Consider the following 22,445-nt stretch of genomic DNA (forward strand, 5'->3'; position numbering starts at 1 on the left):
TGTTTGGATGGGACTTCAAGCGCACTGCACGAAGAAGGGAGGCGCCAGAAGCCCGGCGCCTCCCCGACTGCCTACGTCACTGCTCCTACTGGCAGACCAACGGCTGCGGCATGGCCGTCACCGTGCGCCGATCCACCTGCATCACCACCACCAGCTCCGAGGCTGCATCCAGCGGGTGGTAGTTGTTGGTGCGCAGGCCCGTCACGTCGAACCGCGCGGTGACGAAGGGAGACAGCCCGTCACCGCCCGCCGCCTGCTGGTTCTCCAGCCGGCTCAGCTCGAGGTTGTTGAAGTGGTTCAGCGCGTCGCCGGTCAGCCCGAAGAGGAGGCGGTTCTTGCCCACCCGCCACAGCGGGCCCTGCGTCTTGTCGTCCTCCACGAAGTACGTCTTGTTCCCCAGCGCGCCGGTGAACGTCAGCTCCGGCTCGAAGGTAGAGCTCGAGAGCAGCTGCAGGTTGTTCAGCGTCGTGTTGTCAGTGGTCGACGAGGTCGAGCGGACGAAGAAGAGCCCCATCCGGTGGAGGATGGGCGTGCCGTCCGTGCACTGCAGCGCGCCGCCGACAGCGCCGATGGCGGCGTAGACGTCCGCCGGCGTGAGCGTCACGGAGAAGGCCGCCTTGGGATTCGTGGCGTCCATCAGCGTCGTCCACACCGCCGTGGCCCGCTCCTCGCTGACCTTCGGCCAGGAGGAGGCCGCCCGGGCCGCCGCCGTCCTCGGGAAGCTCAGCGCCACGAGCGCGTAGTTGGGGTCCGGGTCCTGGAAGCGCCCGTCACCCAGCGCGGTGTTGATGCGGGTCACCGCGTTGAGCTCCAGGGTGGCCAGGTCCACGTACGGCTGCGTCCAGTCCGCGCGGATGAGCGCCAACAGGGCCGGGTCCGTCTTCAGCGCGCCCATGACGGCCGGGTAGCGCAGGTCCATGACGGGGTAGAGGTAGTCCGTCACCAGCACGGAGAGGTCCCGCGTGCTGTTGCGCAGCTTCTCACCGTCCAGGTTGCGCAGGCTCCACACCGGCACGAGTCGCAGCACGCGCCCGCGGGCCTCCGCGTTCTCCAGGGTGTCCGCCAGCGCCTTCATGTCCAGGGAGATGAGCTCCATCTGGCGCTCCACGTTGCGGATCTCCACCTTGCGCTCCATCCGCGCCAGCTCCTTCGCCACGAAGGTGTCGTAGAGCGCCATCAGCGTCGGCGGGAACTGCGTGAGGTTGCACGTGCTGGCGCAGGTGCCCGTCGCGGCGCAGCCCGTCTGAAGCCTGCAGGCCTCGTACAGGTCCGACTGGGCCGCCTGACGCCGGGCCGCCATGTCCTGGGACAGGATGCGGCCCTGACTGACCAGGGCGTCCGTGGCGGCGCGCATGTCCATCAGCACCTTCGCCATCGCCGGGGCCACCTGCTGGACCACGGTGCCGGCGGGTACCAGTTGCTGCACGTCCACGCTCAGCGAGTGCGCGGTGTCCGGGACGCACGCGCTCGCCTTCACGTCGTTGGCCACCAGGTAGAGGTCCACCTGCGGGCCCGTTGCGGGGGCACCTGCCCGAGCGCCGATGACGACCGTCGTCGAGGGCTGCACCACCTGGATGTCCCGGATGGCCTGGGTGTCGTGCTCCACCTGGACGAGCAGCAGCGAGCCCGCTGGCAGGCGGGGGAAGGGCGTTCCGTCCAGGCGGATGCCCGTGTTGTACGAGGCGCTCACGCGCTGCTCGGTGCCCGAGCTGCTGTCGCTCTGCGCGCGGATGCCCAGCTCGCCGCTGATGCAGGCCTCGGCGTATGCGTACACGTACGCCTCGGCGTGGACGACGAAGTTCCAGCCGCCACCGGACTCCACCCGTGCGCCCGCGCAGGCCCGCAGGGACGCGGAGGCCCCGGCGTACTTGGACGTGGCGTTGGAGTCCGCGTTGAAGGCGTTGTCCTGGATGGTCACCAGGTAGCCCTCCGAGCCCGTCAGCGCGCCGGCAACCCCGGCGCTGGGCTGCACCTTGCCGCTGCTCAGGGGCTTGTTGAGCTGTGCGCGCGACAGCGCGCACGTGGGGGCCCACTGGTTGCGCGCCGTGATGTTGATGATGTCACCGGCGCGGGCGGAGAGGCTCCAGGCCGCCCCGTTCTTCTTGACGGCGTAGTTTCCGACGGACGTCGGGTTCATCCACGACTCGAAGTAGGCCTCCGCCGCGGAGATGGACAGCTGCTCCACCGGGTTTCGGGTGATGGCCAGCTTCGCCAGGTCCGCCTGCTCCGCCTCGCTCGCGGTGTTGAAGGCCACGGCGAAGTCTCCGAAGGCGGCGTCCTCCAGCGCGGCGTTGGCGCGCAGCCCGGTCAGGTCCGACGCGAGCTGGTTGAACTGGGCGAGCTTCGCATCGAGCTGCGCCTGGATGCTGGCGCGCTGGTCCGCGTTGCCCATCTCCGCCAGTCGCGCCTGCACGTACTGGTCCCGGTTCGCCACGTAGTCGTTGCGGTCGTTGGTCAGGTTCTGGGTGCGGGTGGTGATGAGGCTGTCCAGCTGGTTGCGCTTCGTCTCCTGGATGCCCACGCGCAGGGAGTTGCGCGCGTCCAGCAGGAAGGTGCCGGACCTCGCGTAGCTGGAGATGCGCGTGTTGCCGTCCCGGACGAAGCGCGCGAGCGACACGGCCGGACGGGGCAGCGACGCGGGCGGCGTCTCGAGCAGCAGCTTCTTGTCATAGCCCGTCGTCACGCCGAACGTCTGGACCACCGCGGCCTCGAGGTCCGAATGCCGCCTCTGGAGCAGGTTGAACACCTCGCGCCAGTCCGCGCGTGCGGTCGGGGCGACCCCCAGCAGCGTGGCGGACGTCACCGCGCTCGACAGCGCCGTGGAGTCCGCCGAGGCGCCGAAGAGGCTCCACAGCTCGCTCACCTCCGTCTGGACGCCCGGAATGCCTCCGCAGGCCATGTAGCGGCACCCCAGGTCGTGCAGCATGCTGAAGTCCTCCATGCGGTCATGCAGGCCGTGCAGGCCGTCGCCCAGCAGCATGAGCAGGGGCGCGCCCGTCAGCGGCAGCGGGCCCGTGTTCGAGCCGTCCGTGGCGGTGAGGGCCGCCCGCAGGATGGCGCGGTCCGTGGCCAGGCCGGTGTTGAAGGGGTCCGCGGCGTTGAGCTGCGTGCTGTTCGTGGAGAGCAGGCCACCCGCGTACGCGGACCTCCAGAAGTCGCTGAAGACGCCGTCCAGGTCCTTCCACAGGGCGTCGGACTGCGGCTGGCCCGCGTAGGTGTTGTCGCGCAGCAGGCCGTACCACTGGCTCAGGTGTCCGAGCTTCTTCTGGAGGTCCGTCCGGTCGAGGTTGCCCTGCGCGTCGCGCGCGAGCGAGGCGAGGTCGTTCGTGACGAACACCCGGGAGATGTCGTGCCAGGCGTTGCGGTACTGGGGCTGGCCGCAGGTGAGCGCCGCCGCGCTCGCCGCCACGTCCATGCAGCGGTTCCACGCCAGGGCCTGCGTCTCCCTGGACACGTGGGCCAGGTTCATGCGGTGGCACATGGCGAGCTTCGCGTTGACGTCCGCGGCGCCGGAGCAGGTGCCCTCGGGCACGGGCGGCGTCCAGGTGTTGCAGTCGCTGGACGTGAAGTCGACGTCGTCGAAGTACTCACCGAGCAGGCCGTTGGCCGTGGAGCCCGGCGGGTGGAGCTGCGTGGAGGGAATGACCACCGCGGTCGTCGCACCGGGCGGCGTCCAGAGCAGCCGGGCCACCGAGATGTTGCCCTGGTCGAAGAACTCCATGCGGATGGGGTAGTGCTGGCCCGCGGTGAGCGAAATCGTCGCCGTGTAGGCCGTGGGTACCTGGGGGATCCACTGGTCCACGAGGAGCTGGTTGTTGACCCAGAGGCGGATGCCGTCGTCCGCCACCACCTGGAAGACGTAGCTGCCCGTCGCGGGCGCCACCACCTCACCCGTCCAGCGCGCGGAGAACGTATCCGGCGCGATGGCGTTCGTCGGAGAACCCAGGCCCCACTCGAAGTCCACGACGGGGTCGATGCGCTGCAGGCGGTTGAAGTCCGGGTAGCTGTTGTACAGGTCGAGGATGAAGGTCTGCTGGGCGGAGGTCAGGTTCCTGCCCTGCAGCTCGAAGAGCGTCTTGAACGCATCCACGAGGAAGCGCTTCTGGCTCGGGACGTCCACCGGCGGCGGCGTGGTGCCCGTCGCCCGGTTCCACTCGCCGAGCAGCTCGGTGTACTTCTGCGAGGAGCTGGAGAAGGGAATCTCGTCCGCGGTCATGCAGTTGGCGCGGTTCGGGTACTGCGAGCCCACGCGCAGGTCCGCGTTCGGGCTCACCGAGCCCAGCGTGGTGCCCGGCGCCGAGTACTTCACGCCGTAGCCCGCCACGGTGTCGCAGACGGCCGGGTTGTCCTCATAGCCGTTGGTCCCGGTGCGGCAGGCCGGGTAGATGGGAGCGCCATTGCAGGTGGTCTGGCCGCACATCGCGCTCTGGCTCGTCGTCCAGGGGGCCACCGGGTTGTTGTCGATGACGACGTTGCACTGCTGGGTGAAGGGCGTCCGGGTGATGTAGAGCTCGGGCGAGTTCCAGACCACCGTGCTCGAGCCGGTCGTGCGCGAGCCGGTCAGCGTCTCGCTCACCTTCACCAGCGCATTGAGTGAGAACTCCTGGCCCTGGGCGCGCCGGTTCGCGAGGATCTCATTCGCCACCTGCTCGCACGTCTTGGTCCACGTCGTCTCGCTCGTGTCGGAGCAGGGGGGCTTCTCCGAGAAGTCGCAGGTGCGGGTGTAGAGCGTACTGCCGCTCGCGGTCCCCGTGAACGTCAGTTGCTGGAAGCCCGACGGGTGGTTGCACGTGGCGTTGCACGCCACCTGCTCGTAGCCGATGGCGGCACCGCAATCCGGGTTGGGGGCGTGCTTGGGACACAGGTTGCGGTACTCCCAGGGGCCCGTGCACTTCAGCGAGTTGCCCGTGCCCACGGACGGCTCGGACGTCGGGCGGCAGGTGCTACCGCCCAGGTCCGCCTTGGCTGAAGCGAGCTCCTCGGTGTGCTCCGCCACTTCGGTTGCCGGGCCGCACGCGACCATCCAGATCGCGGCGCCCAGCGCCATCCATACACTTCTCATTGTCTGTCTCATTCACTCCTCGATGCGGTCAAGGCACAGACGACTCCCGACACGGCCGGTGCGGGATGCGCCGCCGTCAGGGAAATCGACACCGATGTCGGGTCCGCGCAGCGCCTGTGCGCTTTCGCGCGCACGACGACACGGGCGGCCTCGCCATGGAGCTCACGCGCCATGGCGCCCGCACCGCGACGCTGCCGTTTCCCTCTTGTCAGGCCGGACGCTTCTGAACTCGCGAGCCCCGGCGCTTTCGTTACGGGGAATACGAAAGGAGGGAGCTTCGCTGGTTGCGCTTTTTTCTCGGTCTAGCCGGCAACCATCCAGGCACGCTGCCTCCCAGCCCTCCGCCGGGCGAGGTTGCCCGTGGTAGAGCAGGGGCGATGAAGCGGTGGAACGTGGTGCTCGGGCTCGGACTCTGTGTATGGCTGGCGGCGTGCACGGCGCCCCCGGTGTCGAACCCCTCTCCTGGGGCCCTGACGTGGGTGACGGTGCCGGCTTCCGATGCTCGTCTGCAATACATTGGGCGGCGGTACAGCTCGGGTACGGGCGTCGTCTTCTCCCATCCCGGCGTGACGGTTCGCGCGCGCTTCTGGGGTGACGCGGTCCGGATGCGGCTCAATGACTTCGGCCTCGGCGGCGACGTGGGGACGAACTACTTCGATGTGAGCCTCGACGGAGCGCCGCCGAAGCTGCTCGCCGCCCGGAGCGGCGAGTCCACCTACGAGCTCGCCAGCGGGCTGGAGCCAGGGCTCCACACGGTGGAAATCCTCAAGCGCACCGAGTCCTCCGTGGGCCACACCGCGCTCGTCGCGCTCGAGGTCCACGGTGAGCTGCGGGAGCCGCCGGCCCGCCCCGGGCTGCGGATGGAGCTCGTCGGTGACTCCATCACCTGCGGCTATGGCACGGAGGTGGCCCTCATCCCGGACTCGCCGTCATGGAGGGCGCCGACCTTCACGTCGAAGAACGAGAACCCCACGCGGAGCTATGGCTGGCTCACGGCCCGCAACCTGGGCGCGGAGCTGGTGAACGTCTGTTATTCGGGCCACGGCGTGTACCGCAACCTGGACATGTCGACGTCGGACCTGCTGCCGGCCATCTACGAGCTCGCGGTGCCGGGCCAGCCCGCGGCCTGGGACTCCACGGGTTATTCGCCCGACGTGATTGTCATCAACGCCGGCACCAACGACGCCTTCGCCGGCTTCGGTACGGCTCAGTTCCTCCCCGACGAAGCCACGTTCAAGTCCGCGTACCGGAAGTTCCTCGCGCGCCTGCGCGAGCTGCACCCGAAGGCCCGCATCGTGTGCACGCTCGGCAGCATGACGGACGGGTACAAGCAGCAGGAAATGGACGGCACCGTGTCCTCGGCGCACGTCGGCGAGTGGGTCACCGACCTGGTGGCGGAGCGCAACCGCGCGGGGGATGAGCGCGTCTACCGCTACCTGATGGCCGTGCAGAACCCCGGAGTCGACGGCGTCGGTGAGGACTGGCATCCGTCGGCCGCCACGCACCAGAAGATGGCGGAGGCGCTGACCCGGTTCCTCCAGGAGACGGTGCTTCGCTGACGTCTCGGGGCGGTGGCGCGGGCATCGACAGCCCGGCGCGGCTCGCTTAGGAGAAGGGCCATGATTTCACTCCCCGAAGGCGCGTCGATGAAGGACTACCAGCGCTACATCCATGACCTGGAGGCGCTGCATGGCTGGCTGAAGGTGGACCTCGTCCACAACTGCTTCCTCATGGGCGAGGAGGTGGGCGAGGTCTTCAAGGCCGTGCGCCGCTACAACAAGCTCTTCGACGAGGGCGGGGCCACGCCCAAGGAGGAGGCCCGCGCCCAGCTCGGCGAGGAGCTGGTGGACGTCTTCAACTACCTGCTCGCCATCGCCAACCGCGTGGGCGTGGACCTGGAGCAGGCGTTCCGGGAGAAGAACGCCCGCAACCAGCAGCGGACCTGGAGCTGACCGCTCGCTAGGGGCTGGGCCGGCAGTAGCCCCGCGGGTAGGCGTAGCAATAGAAGCCGTCCGGGCACGGCGGCAGCGCGGGCCCGCACGGCGGCGGATTCACCGGCTCGCAGGCGCCGCGGAGCGTTCCCGTGCAGTAGTAGCCCGACGGACACGGCGGCAGGTTGGTGCCACACGCCTGGAGCGCTGACTGCTCCGTCTCACCGAGCGGCAGCTCCTCCTGCGCCTCCGTCCCTCCACAGCCCGACACCAACGCGCCCACAGCCAGCAACAACCCTCCGATGAAGCCCGTTCGCATGTGCTCTCCTGGAATGAATGATTTCCAGGCTGAGACGGTATGCGTGTTTCAACGCATCCACCAGGGGATGGGGCGCCCGGCTGGCTGCTCGCTCAGCCCAGCCGGGCGTGGCGGCCCTTCTTGTCGGTGCGGAGGGCGGTTCCTACTTTTGACGCCATATGAACGCACGACCCTTCAGAGGCAACGCGCTGCTGGTGTTGCTCGCGGTCACGATGGTCACCGGCTGTCAGAAGTACGACGTGCTCATCGAGAAGGACCAGGTGGCCGAGCAGCGCTGGGCGGACCTGGAGGCCGCGCTGCAGCGGCGCGCCGACCTCATCCCCAACCTGGTGAACACGGTGAAGGCCGCCGCCGCTTCGGAGAAGGAAATCCTCAGCGCCGTGCTGGAGGCGCGCGCCAAGGCCACCAGCATCCAGTTGAGCGGCGAGGACCTGCAGGACCCGGCGAAGGTGGCCGCGTTCCAGCAGGCCCAGGAGCAGCTGTCCGGCGCGCTTTCGCGATTGCTGGTGGTGCAGGAGAAGTACCCGGAGCTGAAGAGCAACGAGAACTTCCGCGCGCTGCAGGTGCAGCTGGAAGGTACGGAGAACCGCATCCTGCGCTCGCGCGAGCAGTACAACGCGGCGGTGCGCGACTACAACACGGAGCTGGGCAAGGTGGGCGGCTCGGTGGTGCGGCGCGCCACCGGTGGCACGTTCAAGCCGCGTGAGTACTTCCGCGCTTCGCCCGCCTCGCAGACGGTGCCGCAGGTGAACTTCTGATGCGCCCGGTGGCGGCATCCCGCGCGGCCGCCGGAGCGCTCGCGCTGCTGCTGTGCGCGGGTGTGGCCCAGGCCTTCACCCCGCCGCCCATCCAGGGACACATCACCGACACCGCGGGCGTGCTGGATGCCCAGCGGCGCGCCGCGCTGGAGCAGCGCCTCGAGCAGCTGCGCACGCAGTCCGGCTACGAGGTGGCCGTCTTCTTCACCAACTCGCTCGAAGGCGAGACGGTGCAGGACGCGGCGTACACCACCTTCAACACCTGGAAGCTGGGCCAGAAGGGCGCGGACAACGGCGTGTTGCTGCTGGTCGCGCCCAACGAGCGCGCGGTGTGGATGGAGACGGGCAAGGGCGTGGGCGGCGAGCTCACGGACGTGCAGGCCTACGACATCATCAAGCAGTACATCGCGCCGCGGCTGAAGGCGGGTGAGTACGACGCGGCGGCGGAGGATGGCAGCAATGCCATTGCGCAGACCCTGACGGGGCAGCCGCTGCCGGGCGCCGCGGCCCTGCCTCGCCAGACGCCCGTGCGGCGCGAGCCCCAGGGGAGCGGCGGCGTGGGGGGCTTCGGCTGCCTCATGGTGGCCTTCTTCATCTTCTTCATCTTCGCCATGCGCGGCGGGGGACGGGGTCGCGGCAGGCGGCGCGGCATCATCCTCGGCGGCTGGGGCTGGGGCGGCGGTGGAGGCTGGGGTCGCGGCGGTGGTGGCGGCGGGGGGGGCGGCGGCTTCAGCGGCGGCGGTGGCAGCTCGGGCGGTGGTGGCGCGGGCGGCAACTACTAGGGTGTTCCGCTCACGCGGAGCTGGCGGTGGGTCTCCTGCCGCGGGTTCCCCCCGTTGAACGCGCGGGCCAGGCCCGCATCGCGACCTCCACGATGCCGAGGAGCTCGGCTTCGTCCGCGCCGTCCTGGGCCTGCACCGTCATTCCCTGGAGGACGGCGCCGAAGTCATCCAGCATCCTCGGGGCACGCTGCTGTGGGACGCCGGCCTCGGGGACAAGCTGGCCGCGCTCCCCGACGGCGAGGAGCCCGTGCCGGGCTCGCGCTTCCGCGTCTCCGCGACGCTGGTGTCCCAACTGTCGAAGCTGGGGCTGAAGCCTTCCGACGTCGACTTCGTCTCGTTCTCGCACCTGCACGCCGACCACGCCGGCAATGCCCCGGCCTTCGCGTCTTCCACGTGGCTGGTCAACGCGGCCGAGCTCGCCTGGGCGCTGGGGACGCCCACGCCGATGGGCGTCGACCCGCGCCTGGTTCGTGGCCATGCAAAGGACAAGACGGTCTCCATCACCCTGGACCACGACGTGTTCGGCGACGGCTCGGTGCGCATCCTGAAGACGCCGGGCCACACCCCCGGCCACCAGGTGCTGATGGTGCGGCTGCCGCGCACGGGCCCCGTCATCCTGTCCGGCGACCTCTTCCACGCGCGGGAGAACTTCGACAAGTCGCTCGTCCCTCCGTTCAACGTGAGCCGCTCGGAGACGCTCGCGTCCATCGACCGCGTCCACCGGCTGATGCGCAACACCGGCGCCCGGCTCGTCGTGCAGCACGAGCCCGGGGACATCCAAACACTGCCGGCGTTCCCCGCGTATCTGGAGTGAGCGCGCCAGTTGGCAGGTGACACACGCCCTCCATTTCGGCCGCTGGGCAGGCGGCTCGCGCGCTAGCCTGTCCCGGAAGGACTCGCTCGGGCCGCGCCTGCTTCGGGGCTTCGGCCGCATGGAGGCATCATGGGTGGAGTGGCTCGAAAGCTGGCGTGGGTGCTGCTGGCCATCGCTGGCGCAGTCAGCCTGGGCACGGTGGCCCTTCACCGGGGGGAGAGCATCAACGCCATCTGGCTGGTGGTGGCGGCCGTCTCCGTCTTCCTCATCGGCTACCGCTTCTATGGGCGCTTCGTGGCACAGAAGGCCCTGGGCCTGGACGCCACGCGAGCCACCCCGGCCCACCGCCGCAATGACGGCCTGGACTACGTGCCCACGGACCGGTGGGTGCTCTTCGGCCACCACTTCGCCGCCATCGCCGGAGCGGGCCCGCTGGTGGGCCCCGTGCTGGCCGCGCAGATGGGCTACCTGCCCGGCACGCTGTGGATTCTCGCTGGCGGGGTGCTGGCCGGCGCGGTGCAGGACTTCGTCATCCTCTTCCTGTCCGTCCGCCGCGACGGCAAGTCGCTGGGCGACATGGTCCGTATGGAATTGGGGCCGGCCGCGGGCGTGACGGCGATGATTGGCGTGTTGATGATCATGATGATCATCCTCGCCGTGCTCGCGCTGGTGGTGGTGAAGGCGCTGACGCACAGCCCCTGGGGCACCTTCACCGTCGCGATGACCATTCCCATCGCCGTGCTGATGGGCGTGTACCTGCGCTACGTCCGCCCCGGCCGCGTGCTGGAGGTGTCCGTCGCCGGCTTCGTGATGCTGATGCTGTCCATCTGGCTGGGAGGCCGCGTCGCCGAGCACGCGTACTGGGGCCCGCTGTTCAACTTCGACAGCACGGCGCTGGCGTGGATGCTCATCGCCTACGGCTTCTGCGCCTCCGTGCTGCCGGTGTGGCTGCTGCTCGCCCCTCGCGACTACCTGTCCACCTTCCTCAAGATTGGCACCGTGCTGCTGCTGGCGGTGGGCATCATCCTGGCCGCGCCGCAGCTGCGGATGCCGGCCCTCACCCGCTTCGTGGACGGCAGCGGTCCGGTGTTCTCCGGCAGCCTGTTCCCGTTCCTGTTCATCACCATCGCCTGCGGGGCGGTGTCCGGCTGGCACTCGCTCATCTCCTCGGGCACCACGCCGAAGATGCTGGCCAGCGAGGCGGACGCGCGCGTGGTGGGCTACGGCGGCATGCTGATGGAGTCCTTCGTCGCCATCATGGCGCTCATCGCCGCGTCGGTGCTGGACCCGGGCGTGTACTTCTCCATGAACTCGCCGCCGTCGGTGATTGGCACCACCGTGGAGGAGGCCTCGCGGACCATCAGCCAGTGGGGCTTCGTCATCACCCCGGAGGTGCTCAGTCAGACGGCCCGCGACATCGGCGAGTCCTCCATCCTCTCCCGCGCGGGTGGCGCCCCGACGCTGGCGGTGGGCATGGCGCAAATCCTCCATGGCCTGGTCTCCGGCGAGGGGATGATGGCCTTCTGGTACCACTACGCCATCCTCTTCGAGGCGCTGTTCATCCTCACCACGGTGGACGCGGGCACGCGCGTGGGCCGCTTCATGATTCAGGAGCTGGCCGGACTCGTGTACGCGCCGCTGAAGCGCACGGAGTCCTGGGCGGCGAACATGATTGCCACGGCCCTGTGCGTGGGGGCCTGGGGCTACTTCCTCTACCAGGGCGTGGTGGACCCGCTGGGCGGCATCAACACGCTGTGGCCGCTGTTCGGCATCGCCAACCAGATGCTGGCGGCGATTGCCCTCACGCTGGCGTCCGTGGTGTTGGTGAAGATGAAGCGCGAGCGCTACGCCTGGGTGCCCGCGATTCCCGCCGTGTGGCTGGTCATCTGCACGCTGACGGCGGGCTGGCAGAAGGTCTTCGGCGGCGACGTGCGCGTGTCCTTCCTGGCCCATGCGCGCGCGTTCTCCGCGGCGGCGGCGGAGGGGAGGGTGGTGGCGCCCGCGAAGTCCGTGGAGGACATGGAGCGCATCATCCACAACGACTACCTGGACGCCACCCTCACCGGACTGTTCATGCTGCTGGTGGTGGCCACCGTCCTCTTCGGCCTCCGCGCCGCGCTGACGGCCCGCCGCTCGCCGGTGCCCACGGACCGGGAGACGCCGCCGGTGCCCCTCGCCGTGGAGGCCCGCTGACATGGCCGCCACCTGGACATGGCTGGAGCGTGGCTGGCGCCGCGCGGTGCAGACCGCCCGGCTGATGATTGGCGTGCCCGACTACGACACCTACGTCGCGCACATGCGCCGGCACCACCCGGAGCGGGAAGTGATGAGCTACGCCCGCTTCTTCGACGAGCGGCTCCAGGCCCGCTACCGCGGGGGCGGCGGTCGCTGCTGCTGAAGGTCGTTGGAATGGAAAGCATTCCGCCCGGTTGCGACTCCGGTTGCATTGCCTCGCTTTGAGGGGCCCAGCACCCTACGCTGGCTCGCGCGACGGAGGTTCGCACCGCGTGGGTGGTCCGCGGAGGGGGAAAGCACTCATGAGTCCTGATGCGACGTCGGAAGGCGTGCCCGCGGTTTCGCGGAGCGCGGGCGGGCGGCTGCTCGCGGTGGATGCGATGCGGGGCACGGTGATGCTGCTCGTGTTCCTGTCACACTTCGCGGACGGGTACCTGTACCGCCTGGGGGCGGACGCGGAGCACCTGCGCGAGCGGCTCAACCTCCTCACCCGCATGGCCTCGCCGGGCTTCATGCTCATCAGCGGCCTGATGCTCGGGCTGCTGTACGCGCGCGGCCCCGAGCGCTTCGACACCGTCAAGCGCCTGCTCCAGCGCCGGGGCCTCTTCCTGCTCACCGTGGGCCACGTCCTCATCGTGCCCACCTGCCGCTTCTGGGCGGACGAGCCCTGGTACCTGCTGCGGGTGCTGCCGGTGACGGACACCATCGGCCTCGCGCTGCTCGTCGGGCCCTCCCTGGTGACGCGGCTGGGAGGCCCGGCGCGCGCGCTGCTCGGCCTGGGGCTGTTCGTCGTCAGCTGGATGCTCAGCCTGGAGTGGTGGCCGCACTCGCTAGCGGCGGAGACCTTCAAGGAGGTGCTCTTCGGACAGCAGCACCTCACCGTCCTCGTCTCCGGCTTCCCGGCGATTCCGTGGCTGGGCTTCTATCTGTTCGGCAGCCTCTTCGGGGAGTGGCTGGGGACGCGGGGGCGCGCGGACGTGGTGCGCGTGGCCCGGCGCTTCCAGTGGGTGGGCGTGGGGATGGGGGCCACCGGGGTGCTGCTGTCGGCGGTCCACTTCTGGCTGCGGCGCCTGGGCGGCGAGCAACTGGTGGGCGGCGCGGCCGAGGCCCTGTCCGAGCTCACCGCACATGCCCAGAAGTACCCGCCGGGGCCGGCGTACCTCGCCCTCTATGGCGGGGCCGTGCTCTCCGGGCTGGGGTTGTTGATGCGCGCCGAACAGCGCGGCTGGCTGCTGCCGTACATGCGCTGGGCGGGCGTCATCGGGCGCCACTCGCTCTTCGCCTTCCTGCTCCAGTTCTACGTGTACTTCCTGGGCATCTACTCCCTGCGCCTGCCGTACACGCCGCTGTGGCCGCTGGTGTTCCTGGCCACCGTCGCCCCGCAGTGGGGCGTGCTGTGGGCCTGGGACGTGCGGGAGGCCCGCTCCCGGGTGCGCCCTCCGGTGCCCGCGGGGGGCGTCTAGCAGGGAGGGGAGCCGCCAGGCGTCCGACATCCGGGGCCGCCCGGCCTCCCGGGAAGGGGGTCGGGCTGACAGGCGCCCGCAACACCCTCGTGGAAGGGGGCCTGTTACTGATAGGCAGTCAGCCCATGATGGAATTGCTCCAGAAGCTCCTCCACCTCATCCGAGACCCCGGGCCCCTCATCGAGTGGGCCGGCTATCCGGGCCTGTTCCTCATCATCTTCCTGGAGACGGGCGCGCTCATCTTCTTCCTGCCGGGCGACTCGCTGCTCGTCACCGCGGGCCTGTACGCGGCGAAGGGGGACCTCAACATCTGGTTGCTCAATGTGCTGCTCATCCCCGCGGCCATCATCGGCGACGCGGTGAGCTACCAGATTGGCAAGCGGGGTGGCGCGGCGCTCTTCAACAAGCCCGACTCGCGCCTGTTCAAGCCCGAGTACCTCCAGCGCGCGCACGAGTTCTACGAGCGCCACGGTGGCAAGGCCATCATCATCGCGCGCTTCATGCCGCTGGTGCGCACCTTCGTGCCCGTGGTGGCCGGCGCCGCGAAGATGCCCTACCGCCGCTTCGCCACGTACAACATCGTCGGCGGCGCGGCGTGGATTCTGTCCATGTCCTTCACGGGCTACGTGCTCGGCAGCATCATCCCGAACATCGACAAGCACATCGAGAAGGTCATCATCCTCGTGGTGCTCGTGTCGCTGTCGCCCGGCATCTGGGAGTTCGCGAAGGCGAAGCTCGCGGCCCGCCGCGCCGGCCGCGCGCCCAGCGCCTGAGCCCTGAAGCAGGTACCGGGGGCACGCGAGCCTTGAAAGCGGCTCCGGTGCCCCCGGCCCTTATGCGGCTACCGCACGCGGACGGCGTCGGCCATGACGACGTAGCCCGTCGTCGTCCAGCGGCTCAGCTGCACCTTGTTCCAGCCCGCGGGGAAGCTCCACGTGCCGAGCGTGTTCCACTGCGCGCCGTTGACCTGCTGGTTGACGGACACGGTGGCCAGGTTGGTGCCCGAGGCGTTGGTGATGATGAAGGGCGCCGTCGGAGAGCGGTTGGTGCCCGCCACCCACCACGCGTCGATGGTCTTCGTGGCCGCCGCCGGCAGGTAGAAGAAGAACACCGCCGGGTCGGAGAGGGCCTGCGTGGAGGCGTAGTAGTAGCCGCTGCCGTAGTAGCCGGCGCTGGTGCCGGCGGCCCAGTTGGCGGACAGCTGCACGTAGCCCTTCGTGGTGTCGTTGTTGGCGTTGTGGCTGTCGATGACCAGGTCCGTCGACGTGCCCCCGCCTGACGTCCACAAGTACGTCACGTCCACCCAGTCGTTGTTGCTCATCCCCAGGTCCGTCCAGAACGAGCCGTCCGCGATGTCGATGCCCGCGGGGTTGGCGGGCCGGCGTCCGAACTGGTCCAGCCCGCCGTTGAAGCCGTCCTGGTACGCGGCCTGCGCCTCGGGCTTGCCCTGCGGCAGCGTCTTCCACATCTCGCGGACACTGGAGGGGTTCCAGTAGTCGTCCTTCGTGTTCCACGGCCCCACGTCCCACACGGACGTCGTCGTGCACTTCGCCGTCTTCGAGTAGCAGACCCGTACCTGGTACTCGGAGCCGCCGTTGGACGCGAGAGCCCGCCGCGAGGGCAGCGCCACGAAGCGGTCATTGCTCTTGATGACGTGGCCGTTGGCGGTGGTGCCGCCCACCAGGCCCTCGCGCGTGGCGTAGATGCGGTAGGTCAGCGGCGCCAGCGTCTGGACGCCCTCCGCCTCGGAGGTGCCGCCCTCCAGCGTCCCCTCCAGCGCTACGTCCCGCACCACGGGGCCCCGGCCGTGCTCGTCCGCCACGAGCGCGAGCCGCACCTGCACCTCCGTGCCGGCGCGGGGCAGGCGCACGGCCTCGCCCTCGCTGGAGGTGCTCCACTCACTCCAGGCGCCATTGGCGAGGCGCACGCGGACGTCCACCTCGACGCCCGTGCCCAGGAAGGACTTCGCCTGGACGAGCGGACGGACGGTGTCCACCGGCTGCTCCAGCCTGCGGGCCGGGAAGGTGTAGAGGCCCGTGAGCCGCAGCAGGCCTTCGCGGCGACGCATGACGGCGTTGGGCTCATACAGGAGGCCGTCCCGCGTCCGCACCAGGTCGCTGGAGCCCTCACCCGAGGCCAGGTCCTCCGTCCAGCTCACGGCGCCGGAGCGCCCGGGCTCGGACGCGCGGAGGGACTCCGGGGCGGGTTCGGCGAGCGCGGCGCCTCCCCCCAGCGCGACTCCCACCACCAACGTCATCAACGTCGACCGCAACCTCGAGCGCATGCACGGGCTCCTTGGAATGGAGATTCACGAGAAAGCTACATTCCAAGGATTGCCGTTTAATTCTCTCTTTGTCTCCTAAAATGAGAAACCGGACAACGAGCCGGTGAGGCGCCGGGTGACGCTGCGCAGCTGCTCGGCGGACTGGCGCATGGCGTCCACGGCATTCACGGCGTCGTTGGTGGTGGTGGACAGCTCGCGGACGGCGGAGAAGATCTGTCCCACGCCCTGGTGCTGCTGCTCCACGGCGGTGGCGATGCGGCGCAGGCCGCTGCCGGACTCCTGGAGGATGCGGGTGAGCTCCTCCAGCCGCGTCTCGCCCGTGCGCACCTGGCCGAGCCCGTGCTCCACGTGGGTGCGGCCCTGCTCGGTAATCTCCACCGCGGCCTTCACCGCCTCGGTGGTGGCCTCCAGCTGCTCGCGCACCTCGGCGGTGGCTCGCACGGAGCGGTCCGCGAGGGAGCGAATCTCCGTGGCCACCACCTTGAAGCCCCGGCCCTTCTCGCCCGCGCGCGTAGCCTCGATGGCGGCGTTGATGGCCAGCATGTCGCTCTGCTTCGCCAGGTCCCGCACCGTGTCGGTGACGGCGGACACGCGGGCGCTGCGCCGCGCGAGGTCCTCCACGCAGCCGCTCATGCGGTCGAACTGCACGTGGATGTCCTGGATGCCCTGGAAGCTGCCGGCCAGCGCCTCCATGCCCGAGCGGCCCACGGCATCCGCCGTCTCGGCGGAGCGGAGCACCTCGGAGGCCTGGTGGGCGGCCACGTCGGACATCTGGCGAATCTCCTGCGCGCGGGCGCTCGCCTGGGCCACGGCGTCCGCCTGGCGGCTCACGCTGCGGTTCTGCTCGTCCGCGGCCAGGGCGAGCCGCTCCACCGCCGCGGCCGTCTCCTGGCCGGCCTGGTGCACCGACACCAGCAGCTCGCGCAGGCGCGCCACGGTGTGGCCGAGCACGCGTGACAGCTCACCGAGCTCGTCCCGCTCGTCGGTGGCGATGCGGGTCGACAAGTCGCCCCCGTCCACCTGCCGCGCGGCGGCCACCAGCGCCTGCAGCGGGCGGGTGATGGAGCGGCGCACCGCGATGCTGACGGCCCAGAGCAGCAGCCCGAGCACCACCCCCGCCACCATGAGCGCCTGGCGCGTGCGCGCGAGGCCCTGCTCCACCGAGCGCTCCAGCTCGCTCGAGCGCAGGCGCAGGCTGTTGGCCGCCGCCTCCAGCTGCTCCGTCATCCGCGCGTAGCGCCGGGTGGGCGCCCCGTCCACGAAGGCCGCCACCGCCGCCACCCGCCGCTCATGCGGGGCGGCGAAGACCTGCTCGTGCAGTGCCTTCGTGTACCCGCCCCAGGTGCCGCGCGCATCCTCCAGGTACAGCCGCGCGTCCGGCGCTTCCGCCACGGAGAGCGCCGCGGCGAAGCGCGCGTCCACGCCGGCCGCCACTTCCTCCCATTGTCCCTGCAGCTGCTTCTGTCGGTCGGCCGACGTCGGCAGCAGCATGAGGTGGAGGACGGCGCGCGCCGCGCTCAGCTCCCCCAGCAGGGCCTGCACGGTGTCGTACGTGCGGGCGTGGCGCGAGAGCTGCCCGTACACCGTGCCGCCCACCCGGAAGCGCTCCAGCGTGGAGACCTGCACCGCGTGGCTCGCCACGAAGGCGGCCAGGATGACGACGGTGAGGAGCATCAGCTTGCTGCGGACTTCGAGGCGACGCAGGAGCGGCATGGAGGGGGCTCAGCGGTCCGCGCGAACGGGGACGAAGGTCCGGGCCACGAGCGCCTGGCCGGGCGGGGACATGACGAAGTCGAGGAAGGCGCGCAGGGCGCCCTCGGGCACGCCGCGCGTGGCGAGCACCAGCGGGCGTGAGAGGGGATAGTCCGCGGTGCGCACCGTGGCGGGCGTGGCCTCCACGCCGTCCAGCGCCAGCCGGCGCACGCCCTCCACCCCCTGCGAGAGCGAGAGGAACGTCACCGCGTCGCGGTGCGCGGCCACGTAGCGCTGGCAGTCGTTGGGGTGGGGGATGACGCGGCCGGGGCCGAAGCTCGCGCCCTCCATCACCGTCTCGCGGAAGAAGTCCACGGTGCCGGAGCCGCTGGAGAGCTCCACCGTGACGCGCTCCACCGGCCCGTCGTGCCCGCCCAGCTCGCGCCAGTTCTTCACCTCGCCGGTGAAGAGCGCCTTCACCTGGGCGCGCGTGAGGGCCTTCACCGGGTTGTCCGGGTGGACCAGCACCGCGAGCGCGTCGTACGCGAAGATGACGTAGTAGGGGTCTCTGGCCTTCTCCGTGCTCTTCGGCGCACGAGCCAGCCCGGCCAGGTCCGCCTGCCCCTCCAGCACCATGCGCATCCCCGCGCTGGAGCCCACGTAGAAGCGCGCGTCCACCGGCACGCCCCCGGCGTCCACGAAGCCCCGGCTGAGCGCCGGCAGGACGGTGTCGCTGATGGTGCCGGAGCCCGCATAGGCGAGCGTTGATGGCGGGCGCGCGGCCTGCTCGCAGGAGGTGAGCAGGAGGAGCGCAGCGAGGGCGGCGGGCCAGGACCGCGCGGACGCGCGTGGAGGCTGCGGGACGGGGGGCGGCAAGGCGGCGCGGAGTGTATGGACCCCGGCCGTGTGGGAGGAAGCAGACGGAAGCGGTGTCTTCCCCAGGGGACAGGGCGCAGGGCCGTCGAGGGGCAGGCGAGCAGGCGCGAGGAGAACGGCTCTCTCCGGATACTCGGTGCAACAGGGTGCATTTTGTAGCTCGGTGGCGCTCCGGCACTCGTCTGCGGGAAGAGATGTCCCTACGCTGGAGGTCCCCCTCGTCGGAGGTTGCGTATTCCTCCCTTGTCACCCCAGACGACTCTCCCGGGCTGGCACGACATCCTCGTGCGTCACCTCGAACCGCTCCTCGGAGCCTTCACCGCCAAGATGGCCATCCAGACGGCATCCCTGCGTACCCTCAAGCGTCCTCCCGAGCAGGTCACCCTCGAAGACCTTCCGCAGCTGCTCGAAGGTCTGAAGCCGATGCTCAACACCTTCATCGGCGCCCTGCACACCAAGGTCATCCTGACCGAGGTCTCCACCTCCCTGGCTCTGGGGAAGCCGCGATGAGCGCGCCTCAGATGGGTCGCGCCACCGGGAGCGTGGCGCCGTGGTTCGTGGGTGCCGCCGTCCTCCAGCTTGCCCACCTCGCCGCCGCGGCCACCTCGCTCGGCGCGCCCCACCAGCTCCAGCTGGTGCACGACGTCGCGGGCTGGGCCAGTGGCCTGCTGGCCGTCTGCGGGACGCTGATGGCGGTGGGCTCGTTCGCGTCGGGGGACTACCTGCGCAAGGTCTGGGGCGGCATCGCCGCCGGGGCCACGCTGTCGCTGGTCAGCACCGCGCTGCGCAGCTACTGGCTGCACGCGGTGCCGGACGTCCCCTTCACCGAGTCCCCGCTGCTGCCGTACCGGATGGTCGTCGTGGTGCTGGCCAACCTCTGCAACGCGTATGGCCTCATCCTGCTGGCGATGACGTACCGGCAGTCCGGCCTGCAGCCGCCGTCCAGCGCCCGCTCGAACGCGCTGTGGGCGGTGACAGTCATTGCCGCGCTGGCGGTGGGCCTGCCCTCGCTGCTCACCGGCGTGAAGGACATGGGGGCGAGCTCCAGCGCCACCATGTCCGCCGTCATCAGCCTCGCGTCGACGCTCGCGGACATGACGACCATCGGCCTCATCGCCCCCATCCTCGGCGTCGCGTACATGCTGCGCGGCGGGCGGCTGGCCTGGGTGTGGTGGGCCATGGGCGTGTCCGGCGCGATGTGGCTCTTCTACGACGCGCGCACGTGGCTCGCGCCGCTGCTCCCCGGTGAGCCGGCGCACGGCGTCGAATTGCTGCGCACCCTGCGCACCTCGGGGCTCGTTCTCCTCGGGCTCGCGGGCTGGCTGCAGCGCTCCGCCCTGGCCCCGCAGCCGGCCGCGTCCACGGCGGCCTCCCTGCACATGTCCTGAGCCGCGACGGGAAGCAGCCGTGACACGGGGCCGGTCCCCTCCCGAGAGGAGGAGGCCGGCCCCTTCATTTCCGCTCAGCTTCGCGCGAGCCGTTGCCGCAGATGCGCGTCCACCGAGTACAGCCCCGGCCCGACGGTGAGCATCACCACGGCGATGACCAGGTACACGAGGGCGGGCTCATAGCTCGCACCACCGCCCTGGGCGACGAACGGGTCTCCCCGCGCGAAGGCGTGGAAGGACACCGCGACGGCCATCGTGAAGAAGATGCCGAGCGAGGCCAGCGGCACCAGCGCGCCCAGAATCCACGCCAGCCCTCCGCCGAACTCCGAGAGCGCCGCGAGCGCCTGGAAGAGGCCGGGCACCGGTGCCTCCGGCCCCATCCAGTGGAACGGGTTCTGGATTTTGGACCACCCGTGCATCATGAACGCGACACCCACGACGAGGCGAAGCAGCAACAGCCCGATGCTCGCCAGCTTCGGCGGGGGTGGGGGGAATAGCGATGCGAGCTTCATGTGCCTCCCTTGGAAGGTGCGCCCGGTAGTGTAACTCAAGGGCGCGTGCAGGAGCGCCCGCCGCCCGCGTGATACATCATGTCCTGGTAGACGACCTGGCCCAGGATGGGTGTCGCGCTCTGGATTCGCTGGACGCTCTGCCCATTGCGCCGCAGATCGAACACGGGCGTGGTGCCGGGCACCATGGGCACCGGGAAGGCCGTCACTCCCGCGCTCGTCACGTCCAGCGTCCTCACGTCGCTGCCCTGGGTGATGACGAGCTGGCCGGGCTCCTTGAGGAAGGCGAGCAGCTCCACCTGGTTCGACGCGGGCGTACCGCCTCGCAGCCGCATGGCGCGCGCCGTCTGCCGGCTGGTGTCGTAGGGCGCGTCGGTGCGGTGCTCGCGATGCGTGTAGTAGAGCGCGTCGCGGAGGATGGTGGGCCGCCGGCCGAGCTTGAACCAGGTGGTGTAGTACGCAATCCAATCCATGATGACGTAGCCCCGCTCCCGCGACGCCGTCATCCAGGACTCCGTGTAGTCCGTCAGCGTGAGCAGCGTCACCCAGTCCGCGTCGCCCTCGATGGCCTTCTCGAACTGCGAGCGGAACGCCAGGCTGTTCTGGGCCTCCCAGTAGACGCGGCTGCTGTCGACGCTGTCGGTGAGCTTGTGCCGCACGTCCTCGAAGGCGACGGGGGACATCCAGTACTTCCCGCGCCGGTGCGCCTCCACGCTCCAGCGGCGCATGTTCTCCGCCGAGGCGGCCGTGCGCTCGCCCCACGTCGAGTAGCCGGCGACGAGGTCGTTCCAGTCCGCGTACTTCGTCGTGTCCCCCGTGTAGGGCAGCAGCGGCCAGTAGGTGATGGAGATGCCCTGGGCGGCGAGCCTGTCCCGCAGCGTGGCCCAGAACGACAGCGGCTTGCGCTCGGGCGAGAAGCTGGCGAGGACGATGCTGCCGTCGAGCCGGTACACCGAGGGGTGATTGGCCACGCCGGCAATGGTCGTCACCAGCCCGTCCGTCGTCCCGCTAGCTTCCGTGGGGAAGTCCGGGCTGAGGACGATGCGGAAATCGGGGTCCACCGCCGCGGCCGCGGCGAGCATGGTGGGCAGCTGGTTGTTCCGCGTGTCCGAGGAGACGCGGTACGGGTGCTCGTAGATGAAGCCGTCGAGCCCGGCGGCAATCGCGCGCCGCACCTCCACCTCGAAGTCCCGCTGTCGCCAGGCGCTGTCGGCCCAGGGCGCGCGGGGCAGGGGCCTGTCGCGCATCAGCCCACCGATGGAGGCGTACTCCCCATTCCGGGCCTCGGGCGTCAGCCAGCTGAGCCAGTGGTCCGAGGCGGGGTCGGCGTTCTCAATCGAGATGGGGAAGATGGGGTAATAGAAGCCGAAGACCTTCTTGGGAGACGCGCGCAGGACGCTCGTCGCGGGCAGGTCGAAGGGGTAGCAGGAGGAGATGGGTGAAGGCGCCGGCTCGACGGTGGCGCTCAGCTCCAGGTCGAACCGCAGGTCGGACGAGCTCGCCGCGGCCTGGTGCAGCTCGACGGCGAGGACGTTGGTGCCGGTGCGCAGCGCCTCCGTGCTGATGGATTGGGCGAGCCACGTGGTCTCCTCCGCCGGCTCGGCGACGGTGGCGGACGCCAGGGTGCGGTAGCCGACCGTGCCAGCGGGCAGGTTGCTGCGCAGGACCTCGGCGCCGTTCAGATAGACGGCCACGCCATCATCTCGCTGAAAGCGGACGAACAGCGCGCTGACGCGCGAGGCTTCCTCCACGGTGAAGGACTTCCGCAGGTAGGTGGTGATGTGCTTGTTGGTGGCGCTGGTGCCGAAAGACACCGTGGTGGCGAGGTCCGCCTCGGCATAGCCCAGCGGCGCGGCTCCCTGGGCCCACGTCCCGTCCGCGAAGCCGGAGGCGGTCCAGCCCGTGCCGAGGTCCGCGCCCGTGTCCAGGTACCGCCATGTGTCACCCGCCGCGACGAGCACCGTCGCCAGCGTGGGCGCGGCCGCTGTCATGGACGGCGTCGTTGTCTCGGAGGCGGCGGTCTCCTGCACGGACTCCTCGGGCGCGCCCGTGCAGGACAGCGAGAGCAGGGGAACGAGCAGCAGCGCGGCGGCGCGAGTCGTGGAGAAGCACGGTGGTGTGCGCATCGGTGAGGCCTCGGGGGGGGCGTTCGCCCTGGGGGTGGGCGAAGCGAGGGGTTCCCTCCCGGGACACTCGCGGAGGCCGGATGGCGCGCTCAGTCGTGACGATTGTCGTGGCTGAAGTGCAGGCCATTGAAAGCGCACGCTTCAAGCCCCACTGAATCAATCCTTTCAGAACAGCCACTTTCTGCCGCTGTCAGGGTGGGCGCCTT

General features: G+C 70.1%; 18 protein-coding genes. 11 read left to right on the plus strand and 7 right to left on the minus strand.

Going from position 1 to position 22,445, the window contains the following annotated elements; all coding sequences use genetic code 11:
* Positions 1-85: 85 nt before the first annotated feature.
* Positions 86-5,062: a PA14 domain-containing protein gene (locus G4D86_RS37095; RefSeq protein ID WP_163998939.1), complete on the minus strand. Its 4,977-nt coding sequence runs from the start codon at positions 5,060-5,062 to the stop codon at positions 86-88.
* Between the two features lie 377 nt (positions 5,063-5,439).
* Between G4D86_RS37095 and G4D86_RS37100 the strand changes: the two genes are divergently transcribed.
* Both G4D86_RS37100 and G4D86_RS37105 read left to right on the plus strand, forming a co-directional pair.
* Positions 5,440-6,621 carry an SGNH/GDSL hydrolase family protein gene (locus G4D86_RS37100; protein ID WP_163998940.1) on the plus strand — a complete coding sequence of 394 codons (1,182 nt, stop codon included), beginning with the start codon at positions 5,440-5,442 and terminating at the stop codon, positions 6,619-6,621.
* Between the two features lie 60 nt (positions 6,622-6,681).
* A complete protein-coding gene (locus G4D86_RS37105; protein ID WP_163998942.1) occupies positions 6,682-7,014 on the plus strand; it encodes a MazG nucleotide pyrophosphohydrolase domain-containing protein in 333 nt (110 codons plus the stop codon).
* 7 nt (positions 7,015-7,021) lie between these two features.
* Here the strand turns inward: G4D86_RS37105 and G4D86_RS37110 are convergent, their stop codons facing one another.
* Positions 7,022-7,312 carry a hypothetical protein gene (locus tag G4D86_RS37110; RefSeq protein WP_163998944.1) on the minus strand — a complete coding sequence of 97 codons (291 nt, stop codon included), beginning with the start codon at positions 7,310-7,312 and terminating at the stop codon, positions 7,022-7,024.
* A gap of 158 nt (positions 7,313-7,470) precedes the next feature.
* Between G4D86_RS37110 and G4D86_RS37115 the strand changes: the two genes are divergently transcribed.
* The 7 genes from G4D86_RS37115 to G4D86_RS37145 all read left to right on the plus strand — a co-directional run bounded on the left by G4D86_RS37115 (position 7,471) and on the right by G4D86_RS37145 (position 14,137).
* Positions 7,471-8,070, plus strand: coding sequence for a LemA family protein (locus G4D86_RS37115; RefSeq protein WP_163998946.1), 600 nt, complete (start codon positions 7,471-7,473; stop codon positions 8,068-8,070).
* Positions 8,070-8,852 carry a TPM domain-containing protein gene (locus tag G4D86_RS37120; RefSeq protein WP_163998948.1) on the plus strand — a complete coding sequence of 261 codons (783 nt, stop codon included), beginning with the start codon at positions 8,070-8,072 and terminating at the stop codon, positions 8,850-8,852. The genes G4D86_RS37115 and G4D86_RS37120 overlap by 1 nt, the downstream gene beginning before the upstream one ends.
* Before the next feature lie 166 nt (positions 8,853-9,018).
* Entirely contained in the window at positions 9,019-9,666 is a 648-nt protein-coding gene (locus G4D86_RS37125) for an N-acyl homoserine lactonase family protein (RefSeq protein ID WP_275899191.1), read from the plus strand.
* A 129-nt stretch (positions 9,667-9,795) separates the two neighbouring features.
* A complete protein-coding gene (locus G4D86_RS37130; RefSeq protein ID WP_163998950.1) occupies positions 9,796-11,859 on the plus strand; it encodes a carbon starvation CstA family protein in 2,064 nt (687 codons plus the stop codon).
* Between the two features lies 1 nt (position 11,860).
* Entirely contained in the window at positions 11,861-12,064 is a 204-nt protein-coding gene (locus tag G4D86_RS37135) for a YbdD/YjiX family protein (protein WP_163998952.1), read from the plus strand.
* Positions 12,065-12,203: 139 nt separating this feature from the next.
* Positions 12,204-13,364: a heparan-alpha-glucosaminide N-acetyltransferase domain-containing protein gene (locus G4D86_RS37140; protein ID WP_163998954.1), complete on the plus strand. Its 1,161-nt coding sequence runs from the start codon at positions 12,204-12,206 to the stop codon at positions 13,362-13,364.
* 125 nt (positions 13,365-13,489) lie between these two features.
* Positions 13,490-14,137 carry a VTT domain-containing protein gene (locus G4D86_RS37145; protein ID WP_205520039.1) on the plus strand — a complete coding sequence of 216 codons (648 nt, stop codon included), beginning with the start codon at positions 13,490-13,492 and terminating at the stop codon, positions 14,135-14,137.
* Positions 14,138-14,205: 68 nt separating this feature from the next.
* Here the strand turns inward: G4D86_RS37145 and G4D86_RS37150 are convergent, their stop codons facing one another.
* From G4D86_RS37150 to G4D86_RS37160, 3 genes are all read right to left on the minus strand, one after another.
* On the minus strand, positions 14,206-15,648 hold the full coding sequence (locus tag G4D86_RS37150; RefSeq protein ID WP_163998955.1) for a golvesin C-terminal-like domain-containing protein: 1,443 nt from the start codon (positions 15,646-15,648) through the stop codon (positions 14,206-14,208).
* A gap of 75 nt (positions 15,649-15,723) precedes the next feature.
* Positions 15,724-17,361, minus strand: coding sequence for a methyl-accepting chemotaxis protein (locus G4D86_RS37155; RefSeq protein ID WP_163998957.1), 1,638 nt, complete (start codon positions 17,359-17,361; stop codon positions 15,724-15,726).
* Positions 17,362-17,370: 9 nt separating this feature from the next.
* Positions 17,371-18,216: a phosphate ABC transporter substrate-binding protein gene (locus G4D86_RS37160; RefSeq protein ID WP_163998959.1), complete on the minus strand. Its 846-nt coding sequence runs from the start codon at positions 18,214-18,216 to the stop codon at positions 17,371-17,373.
* A gap of 285 nt (positions 18,217-18,501) precedes the next feature.
* On the opposite strand from G4D86_RS37160, the gene G4D86_RS37165 reads away from it, so the two are divergent.
* Both G4D86_RS37165 and G4D86_RS37170 read left to right on the plus strand, forming a co-directional pair.
* Positions 18,502-18,726: a hypothetical protein gene (locus tag G4D86_RS37165; protein WP_163998960.1), complete on the plus strand. Its 225-nt coding sequence runs from the start codon at positions 18,502-18,504 to the stop codon at positions 18,724-18,726.
* Complete coding sequence (locus G4D86_RS37170; protein WP_163998962.1) at positions 18,723-19,604, plus strand: hypothetical protein; 882 nt, start codon at positions 18,723-18,725, stop codon at positions 19,602-19,604. Before G4D86_RS37165 ends, G4D86_RS37170 begins: the two co-directional genes overlap by 4 nt.
* A gap of 74 nt (positions 19,605-19,678) precedes the next feature.
* Here the strand turns inward: G4D86_RS37170 and G4D86_RS37175 are convergent, their stop codons facing one another.
* A complete protein-coding gene (locus tag G4D86_RS37175) occupies positions 19,679-20,116 on the minus strand; it encodes a DoxX family protein (protein WP_163998964.1) in 438 nt (145 codons plus the stop codon).
* Positions 20,117-20,151: 35 nt separating this feature from the next.
* Positions 20,152-22,239, minus strand: a complete 2,088-nt coding sequence (locus G4D86_RS37180) for an endo-1,3-alpha-glucanase family glycosylhydrolase (RefSeq protein ID WP_163998966.1) — start codon at positions 22,237-22,239, stop codon at positions 20,152-20,154.
* Positions 22,240-22,445 lie beyond the last annotated feature (206 nt).

This window comes from Pyxidicoccus caerfyrddinensis (genome assembly GCF_010894405.1).
In the GTDB taxonomy this organism is placed as follows: domain Bacteria; phylum Myxococcota; class Myxococcia; order Myxococcales; family Myxococcaceae; genus Myxococcus; species Myxococcus caerfyrddinensis.

Excerpts from the sequence above, each read along its gene's own strand:
- G4D86_RS37095 (WP_163998939.1), bottom strand. The coding sequence starts at position 5,062 with ATGAGAAGTGTATGGATGGCGCTGGGCGCCGCGATCTGGATGGTCGCG.
- G4D86_RS37100 (WP_163998940.1), top strand. The coding sequence starts at position 5,440 with ATGAAGCGGTGGAACGTGGTGCTCGGGCTCGGACTCTGTGTATGGCTG.
- G4D86_RS37105 (WP_163998942.1), top strand. The coding sequence starts at position 6,682 with ATGATTTCACTCCCCGAAGGCGCGTCGATGAAGGACTACCAGCGCTAC.
- G4D86_RS37110 (WP_163998944.1), bottom strand. The coding sequence starts at position 7,312 with ATGCGAACGGGCTTCATCGGAGGGTTGTTGCTGGCTGTGGGCGCGTTG.
- G4D86_RS37115 (WP_163998946.1), top strand. The coding sequence starts at position 7,471 with ATGAACGCACGACCCTTCAGAGGCAACGCGCTGCTGGTGTTGCTCGCG.
- G4D86_RS37120 (WP_163998948.1), top strand. The coding sequence starts at position 8,070 with ATGCGCCCGGTGGCGGCATCCCGCGCGGCCGCCGGAGCGCTCGCGCTG.
- G4D86_RS37130 (WP_163998950.1), top strand. The coding sequence starts at position 9,796 with ATGGGTGGAGTGGCTCGAAAGCTGGCGTGGGTGCTGCTGGCCATCGCT.
- G4D86_RS37135 (WP_163998952.1), top strand. The coding sequence starts at position 11,861 with ATGGCCGCCACCTGGACATGGCTGGAGCGTGGCTGGCGCCGCGCGGTG.
- G4D86_RS37140 (WP_163998954.1), top strand. The coding sequence starts at position 12,204 with ATGAGTCCTGATGCGACGTCGGAAGGCGTGCCCGCGGTTTCGCGGAGC.
- G4D86_RS37145 (WP_205520039.1), top strand. The coding sequence starts at position 13,490 with ATGATGGAATTGCTCCAGAAGCTCCTCCACCTCATCCGAGACCCCGGG.
- G4D86_RS37150 (WP_163998955.1), bottom strand. The coding sequence starts at position 15,648 with ATGCGCTCGAGGTTGCGGTCGACGTTGATGACGTTGGTGGTGGGAGTC.
- G4D86_RS37155 (WP_163998957.1), bottom strand. The coding sequence starts at position 17,361 with ATGCCGCTCCTGCGTCGCCTCGAAGTCCGCAGCAAGCTGATGCTCCTC.
- G4D86_RS37170 (WP_163998962.1), top strand. The coding sequence starts at position 18,723 with ATGAGCGCGCCTCAGATGGGTCGCGCCACCGGGAGCGTGGCGCCGTGG.
- G4D86_RS37175 (WP_163998964.1), bottom strand. The coding sequence starts at position 20,116 with ATGAAGCTCGCATCGCTATTCCCCCCACCCCCGCCGAAGCTGGCGAGC.
- G4D86_RS37180 (WP_163998966.1), bottom strand. The coding sequence starts at position 22,239 with ATGCGCACACCACCGTGCTTCTCCACGACTCGCGCCGCCGCGCTGCTG.